Genomic DNA, 2,197 nt, shown 5'->3' on the forward strand with positions numbered 1-2,197 from the left:
ATTACGAAGCGAGGACTTCCGGAGCGAACAGCTCTACCTGGACCGCCTCTACCACCGTCTGGATGTGCTCCGCACCCAGGCTGACCAGCGGCTTCGCACGATTCTGCTGGAGGCGGGCGGCACCCCGCAGGGCCGGTCGCAGCGGGAGGCGACGCGCGCTCATTACGCGGAACAACTCGCGCAGATGAATGCGGTGGAGAACGGTCTTTGTTTCGGCCGGCTCGATTTCACCGCAGATCAACCGCGCTATATCGGCCGGATCGGGCTCTTCGCCGAGGACCGTTCCGAGGACCCGTTGCTGATCGACTGGCGGGCCCCGGCGGCGCGGCCGTTCTACCTCGCCACGGCGGTGTCACCAGAGGGGGTGACCCGGCGCCGGCACCTGCGCACCAAGGGCCGTGAGCTGACCGGGATCGACGACGAGGTGCTCGACCTGACGGCCGGCGGCGGCGCCGGCCGCGAGGACGTGACCGGCGAGGCGGCGCTGCTGTCCGCGCTGAACGCGGGCCGCACCGGGCGGATGCGCGACATCGTCGAGACCATCCAGGCCGAGCAGGACGAGGTGATCCGGTCGGGGCTGGCGGGTGTGCTCGTGGTTCAGGGCGGCCCGGGCACCGGCAAGACGGCGGTGGCGCTGCACCGCGCCGCGTATCTGCTCTTCACCCATCGGGCCCAGCTCACCAAGCAGGGCGTGCTGATCCTGGGCCCGAACCCCACCTTCCTGCGCTACATCTCCCAGGTGCTGCCGTCGCTGGCCGAGACCGGCGTGCTGCTCGCCACGCTGGGGGACATGTTCCCGGGGGTACGCGCCCGCGCCGAGGAGCCGTCCGCCACCGCCGCGCTCAAGGGGCAGCTGACCATGCCGGCCGTGCTGGCCGCCGCGGTCAGCGACTGGCAGACCGTGCCGGACGACTTCGTCGAGGTCGACCACGACGGCTATCCGCTGCGGATCGAGCGGGCGGTGTGCGAGGACGCCCGGGCGGCCGCGCGCAAGACCGGCCGGCCGCACAACATCGCGCGGTCCATCTTCGTCACCGAGGTGATCCACGCCCTGTCACTGCAGATCGCCGAGCGGATCGGCGCCGACCCGCTGGGCGGCGACAACCTGCTCTCCGACGCCGATCTCGCGGAGACGCGCCGCGAGCTGCGCGAGGACATCGACGTGCAGGCCGCGGTGTTCGAGATGTGGCCGGTGCTGACCCCGCGGCGGGTGCTCCGCGAGCTGCTCAGCTCGCCCGAGCGGCTGGCCGCGGCCGGCGCCCCGCCGGTCTTCCTCAGGGACCGCGCCGCGGCCTGGACGCCGGCCGACGTGCCGTTGCTGGACGAGCTCGCCGAGCTGCTGGGTGAGGACGACACGCTGAAGAAGCGGGCCGTCGAGCGCGAGCGGGCCGAGGCGATCGACTACGCCGAGGGCGTGCTCGAGATCGTCGAGGGCTCGCGGTCACTGGACTTCGAGGACGAGGGCGAGGGCGAGCTGCTGTCCGCGCTCGACGTGGTGGACGCGGCCGGGTTCGTCGAGCGGCACGAGGTGCTCGACACGCGAACGGCTGCGGAGCGGGCCGCGGCCGACCGCACCTGGGTCTTCGGGCACGTGATCGTGGACGAGGCGCAGGAGCTGTCGCCGATGGCCTGGCGGCTCCTGATGCGCCGGGTGCCGAGCCGGTCGCTGACCGTCGTCGGTGACGTCGCGCAGACCCCCGAGCTGGCCGGCACCACGACGTGGGAGCAGGTCTTCGAGCCGTACGTGGCGCAGCGCTGGCGGCTGAGCGAGCTGACCGTCAACTACCGCACCCCGGCCGAGGTGATGGCCGTGGCGGCCGACGTGCTGGCTGCGATCGATCCGTCGCTGCAGCCGCCTCGGTCGGTCCGCGAGGCCGGCGTCGCGCCGTGGGCCCGGCGGGTCTCTCCCGCGGAGATCGACGCTTCGCTGGTCGACTGCGTCAGGGCCGAGCTGGCCGAGGTCGGCGAGGGCCGGGTCGGCGTGATCGTCCCGGAGAACCGGGAGGGCGAGCTCGGCCACGAGCTGATGAAGGCGATGCCCGACGCGGCCGTCGGCGAGCAGCCCGACCTGCGCAACCAGGTGGTGATGCTGACCGTGCGGCAGGCCAAGGGCCTCGAGTTCGACTCGGTGCTGGTGGCCCAGCCCGACGAGATCATCGCGGAGTCGCCGCGGGGCCTGAGTGACCTCTATGTCGCG

Annotated in this window: 1 protein-coding gene; it reads left to right on the forward strand. The window is 72.5% G+C overall.

Going from position 1 to position 2,197, the window contains the following annotated elements; translation table 11 throughout:
* Positions 1 to 37: 37 nt before the first annotated feature.
* Positions 38 to 2,197 (forward strand): helicase (locus AB0M20_RS39460; RefSeq protein ID WP_364306165.1); only part of this gene is annotated, 2,160 nt, incomplete at its 3' end.

Source organism: Actinoplanes sp. NPDC051633 (assembly GCF_040681735.1).
Classification (GTDB): Bacteria; Actinomycetota; Actinomycetes; order Mycobacteriales; family Micromonosporaceae; genus Actinoplanes.